The 4944-nt window shown below is 72.6% G+C and carries 4 protein-coding genes; 3 read left to right on the top strand and 1 reads right to left on the bottom strand.

From position 1 onward, the window contains the following. A partial coding sequence (locus tag ACFWU3_RS33050) for a BTAD domain-containing putative transcriptional regulator (protein ID WP_384444790.1) occupies positions 1-832 on the bottom strand: 832 nt, incomplete at its 3' end. Between the two features lie 384 nt (positions 833-1216). Here ACFWU3_RS33050 and ACFWU3_RS33045 point away from each other — a divergent pair. The 3 genes from ACFWU3_RS33045 (at position 1217) to ACFWU3_RS33035 (ending at position 4479) form a co-directional block, all read left to right on the top strand. Continuing rightward, positions 1217-1999, top strand: coding sequence for an SDR family NAD(P)-dependent oxidoreductase (locus ACFWU3_RS33045; protein ID WP_384444788.1), 783 nt, complete (start codon positions 1217-1219; stop codon positions 1997-1999). A 148-nt stretch (positions 2000-2147) separates the two neighbouring features. Continuing rightward, a complete protein-coding gene (locus ACFWU3_RS33040; protein ID WP_384444786.1) occupies positions 2148-3008 on the top strand; it encodes a DUF4097 domain-containing protein in 861 nt (286 codons plus the stop codon). 691 nt (positions 3009-3699) lie between these two features. Further along, positions 3700-4479 carry a thioesterase II family protein gene (locus tag ACFWU3_RS33035; protein ID WP_384444784.1) on the top strand — a complete coding sequence of 260 codons (780 nt, stop codon included), beginning with the start codon at positions 3700-3702 and terminating at the stop codon, positions 4477-4479. Positions 4480-4944: the final 465 nt, after the last annotated feature.

The raw sequence follows: 4944 nt of genomic DNA, 5'->3' as shown, positions 1-4944 counted from the left end.
GAGACAGCAGCAGGACCGGGTCCAGCACCGTGCCGCCTGCGCGGCGGGCCGCGGGCCGCCGGCGCGGCTCGGCCGCCGCCTGGCCGGAGCGCAGCAACTCCAGGTAGGCGGCCTGCGTTTCGGCCGCCGGGTCGATGCCGAGTTCCTCTGCGAGGACCTCCCGCAACCGGTGGTAGGCGCGCAGGGCGTCCGCACGGTTGCCCGCGGCTGCGTGTGCCGTCATCCGGCAGCGGTGAGCGCTCTCCCGCAGTGGCGCATGCCGCACCGCCTCCTCGGCGTAACGCAGCGCGGGATGCTCCTCGCCCAGCGCGGCGGCCGACAGGCTCGCCAACTCCAGGGCGCGCAGGCGTAGATCCTCCAGTCGCTCGCGTACCCCGCCCGCCCATTCGCCCTCCTGCGCGGGCAGGAACGAACCGCGCAGCTGGGCGACGGCACCCGCCGAGAAGTGCTGCGCCACCGCATGCCCGCCGTCAGCCAGCGCTGCCTCCGCCTGTGCGACCGCCCGTTCGGCGGCCTCCACGTCGACGGCCGCATCCTCCGGCAGCCGCAGCAGATAGCGGCCGCTCTGCGACACCAGCGGCGTTTCGCCCGGACGCTGCAACGGGCTCGCCAGATGCGCACGCACCCGGCTGACCACCCCCCGCAGCGCCGAGGCCCAGGTGTCGGGCAGGCCCTCGGGCCACAGGGTGTCGGCGAGATGCTCGCGCACGGTGCCCGAATCGCGCTCCAGAACGAGGCGTGCCAGTACCGCCTGCGCCTGGCCGCCGGACACGTGCAGCGGGGCAAGACCCTCGTGCTCGACGGTGACGAGACCTATGAGTCTGATCAGCAACTCCGACTCCCCCTGTCAGCCACGGCGAGGGGATCCGCCCCCACCGCAGTCCCGGGACGCGCTCTTGCGTCCCTTGTCATTGAAATGACGACGGCTCGGACGCGGCTCGAGAACCGGATGAGGCGTCCGCACCGCCCCCTCCGCGGGCGTCACCCGCGCCCCCGCACGCCCTGAGGACGCCAGTACCGCCGGGCGTCGCGCGGCCCGGCCGGCGTACCGCCGGTGCTGCACCGCCCCGCGACCGCACCCTCAGGGGTGACCGGCTCGAGATGTGCTCGAAGACCGGCCCACGCCCGCCTCAGGAACCCCGAACGGCCTTGATCCGCCGACTACGTTGCCGGGAGCACCGACCCCCACTCCGACGGGCTCGTGGAGGCTCACCCCATGACGGCAACGACCCGGACCACCGCCCTGATCACCGGCGCGACGGGTGGCATCGGCCTGAGCGTTGCCCGCGACCTGGGCCACCGCGGCCACCGCGTCTTCATCTGCGCGCGCACCCGGCAGCAGGTCGACCAGGCCGTCGAGGACCTGCGCGGCGAAGGCATCGACGCCCACGGCACCGACGCCGACGTCCGCTCGAGACAGTCGGTCGCCGAACTGGTCGCTGCCGCGGCCGCGTTGGGCCCCCTCGGGATCCTCGTCAACAACGCGGGCCGCAGCGGCGGAGGCCCGACCGCCGACCTGGCCGACGAACTCTGGTACGACGTCGTCGACACCAACCTCAACGGTGTCTTCCTGGTGACCAGCGAAGTCCTCAGGAACGGCGGCATGACGGGCGCCGGGCACGGGCGGATCATCAACATCGCCTCCACCGCGGGCAAGCAGGGCGTCCTGCTCGGTGCCCCCTACTCCGCTTCCAAACACGGCGTCGTCGGCTTCACCAAGGCCCTGGGCAAGGAACTCGCCCCGCACGGCATCACCGTCAACGCCGTCTGCCCCGGCTACGTGGAAACCCCGATGGCCGAACGGGTCCGCCAGGGCTACGCCGCGGCCTGGGAGACGACCGAGGAGTTCGTCCAGCAGCAGTTCGAGGCCCGTATCCCGCTCGGCCGCTACGCCACCCCGCAGGAAGTCGCCGGCCTGGTCGGCTATCTGACCACCGACAGCGCCGCGTCGATCACCGCACAGGCGCTCAACGTCTGCGGCGGACTCGGCGCCTTCTGACCCCACTGTTCAGCCGGCCACCGCACCAGGTCACCCCCGCCGACCACGGCACGCGGCCATCGCCGTCGGCCGTCTGCCGTCACACCGACCAGCCCCGAGCACCCGCCCCAACGGCGGGAGCCAGAAACCAGACTGAGGATGGGAAAGCATGCCTACCTTCGAGACGCCGAAGCCGATCACCGCCACCGTCCACCTGGAGTCCGGCACCGTACGGATCACCGCCGCGCAGCGCACCGACACGGTGGTGGAGGTCCACCCGGCGTCCGGCGCGGAGGCCGACGTGCAGGCGGCGCAGCAGACCCGGGTGGGCTGCACAGGCGGCAAGTTGATGGTCAAGACGCCCACGGGGCGGGTACTGAAGGGCGCACCCGGCACGGTACGGGTGGACATCGCGCTCCCGCAGGGCTCCCGGCTCAACGTCACCGCGGCGCGTGGCTCCGTCACCTGTGCGGGGTCGCTGGGGGAGTGCGGTGTGACGGTCCAGGACGGCGACGTCCACGTCGAGCAGGCCGGTGCGGTGCAACTGCGCACCCACAACGGCGACATCACCGTGGTCCGCACCGGGGACGCCGAGATCGTCACCGGCAGTGGGGAACTGCGTATCGGTGCCGTCGTCGGCACCGCCGTGATCAAGAACTCCCAAGGTCTCACCCAGCTGGACGAGATCACCGGCGAGGCGCAGCTGAAGACCGGCGAGGGCACCGTCTCCATCGGCCGGGCCCTCGCCGCCGTCACGGCCACCTGCGCGACCGGGGACATCTGCATCGACGAGGCCCACGGCCGGGTCGACCTGCGCACCCGGGTCGGCAACATTCAGGTCGGCATCCCCGAGGGAACCGCTGCCTGGCTCGACGCCGACGCCCAGGCCGGCACGATCCACCGCATGCTGGACACCCCCGAGGGGACGGGGGAGAGCGGCGCGAGCGTCGACGTCTTCGTCCGCACCAGCAGCGGCGACATCGTGGTCCACCGCGCCGAGCGTTCCCCCCTCGCCCGGCCCGGTCTCTGACCGGCCGTCAGCCCGTCACACCGACGCGGGACGACCCGGACCGCGGCCGCACGGACACGGGACGACGCGGACCGCGGCCGCACCGACGCGGGACGACGCGGACCGCGGCCGCACCGACGCGGGACGACCCGGACCGCGGCCGCACGGACACGGGACGACGCGGACCGCGGCCGCACCGGCCACCCGACGGGGCCGCCCCGGCACCCGCCCCGGCCGCCCCAGCGCCCCGCGGCCCCCCCGCGGGGGGCCGCCCGGCCCCCGGGCCCCCCGCCCCCGGCCCGCCGCGGCCCGCGGCCCCCCCGCCCCCCCCCGGGGCCCCCCGGCCCCCCCCCCGGGGCGGCCCCTGCCCCCCGCCGCCCTTGCGTGTCCGTCCTTTCGGCGGACCCCGGTTCGGCGGCGGATCGAAAACCGCTGGAATACCACTCGCGCCGGACTCGGACCGAACTCGGGCGAACACCGGGAGCCGGCAGCACAATTGTCATCCCCACAGGTCAGGAACGAAAAGCGGCATCGGGCGGGCAGTGGGAATGTTCCTTGCCTTGCCGGACAGCCGCTCATAGCATCGGGAAGCCATTCCTGTGCACCGTGCCCCCTGTGGCACGCACAGCGCCACGGAAATCATCCGAAGGTCGAATTCCGTTTTACCGTCCGTGCATTTCGCCGGACGTTTTCCCGATTCTGTCGAGGGGTCATGACGACACACATACGCCAGCGCTCCGGCCTGGTTCTCGAAAGCCCGTTCATCTGGCGGGCGCGCCGCCCCGGCAGCCGGCACCGGCTGTTCTGCTTCCCGCACGCCGGCGGCGGCGCGAGCGCCTTCGCCGACTGGGTACCCGCCCTGCCCGCCGACATCGAGGTGGTCGCCGTGCAACTGCCCGGCCGCCAGAACCGCATCCTGGAGGACCCGGCCACCGAGGTCGGCCCGCTGGTCCGGGACGTGACGAAGGCTCTGGGTCCGCTCCTGACCGGCTCGTTCTCCTTCTTCGGTCACTCCTGCGGTGCCCTGCTGGCCTACGAGGTGGCCCAGCTCCTGCAGGCTCAGGGCGGCCCTCGCCCGGACCGTCTCTTTCTGTCCGCTCAGCCCTCACCCGCCGCGGCGGCGCTCCGCCCCAAGATTCACAACCTGTCGGAGGACGAGTTCCGCGCCGAAGTCATGCGCCTCGGCGGCTTCGACGAGGAGGTCGCCCTGGACGAGGACGCCATGGACGCCCTCATCCCGACGGTGCTCGCCGACTTCGCCCTGTGGGAGCAGCACGACATGACGGTGGGCCCGCTGCTGCAGAGCCCGATCACCGCGATGGTCGGCGAGACGGATGTCCGCGCTCCGCTGGAGACCATCGAAGGCTGGGGCGACCACACCGCCGCGGGGTTCGAGCAACGCATCTTCCCCGGCGGCCACTTCTACCTCTTCGACGCCGGCACGGACGCGGAGGTCTTCGCGTTCCTCGCCGAGGCGGTACTGGCCTCCTAGCCCCGGCCCCGCTTCCCGTCCGGCCCGCCCGTCGCACCCGCGGCGGGCGCCGCCGTATCCACCGCGCTCAGACGCCACGCCGCGGCCGCCTCGCCGCTCGCCTCGCCGCACCCGCTCGCCTCGCCGCACCCGCCCGCCGGTCGCCGCCGACCCGCGGGCGGTGCTATTTCCCGCCGCCCGGCATATCTCCCACCTCGCCTTCCGCGGCTGGCTCCAGGGAGCCTCCAGGGGTTTTGTATCAGCCACGGCGGAGGCTGGTTTAGGCTTCGGTCAGGCTTACGAATTACGGGGACAGGGCCCTTTGTTCGGCCCTCCTCAGCGGTTTCACCGCGCGTTTCTCGACGGCATGGCTTCGCCGAACGATCCATGCCCTTTTCGCTGACGTCTCACCATTCTGGGGGAAGTGCCTTGTGTTCTTTTGGGCAGATGTTGTGGCCGGGTGAGCTCAATGACACGGAGGTTCCG

The organism is Streptomyces sp. NPDC058685 (assembly GCF_042714725.1).
GTDB lineage: Bacteria > Actinomycetota > Actinomycetes > Streptomycetales > Streptomycetaceae > Streptomyces.
Note: the sequence above shows the minus strand (reverse complement) of the source record. Positions and strands in the feature narration are given on the sequence as shown.

Bases quoted from the DNA above. Each gene is read 5' to 3' on its own strand.
- ACFWU3_RS33045 (WP_384444788.1), top strand. From the start codon at position 1,217: ATGACGGCAACGACCCGGACCACCGCCCTGATCACCGGCGCGACGGGT.
- ACFWU3_RS33040 (WP_384444786.1), top strand. From the start codon at position 2,148: ATGCCTACCTTCGAGACGCCGAAGCCGATCACCGCCACCGTCCACCTG.
- ACFWU3_RS33035 (WP_384444784.1), top strand. From the start codon at position 3,700: ATGACGACACACATACGCCAGCGCTCCGGCCTGGTTCTCGAAAGCCCG.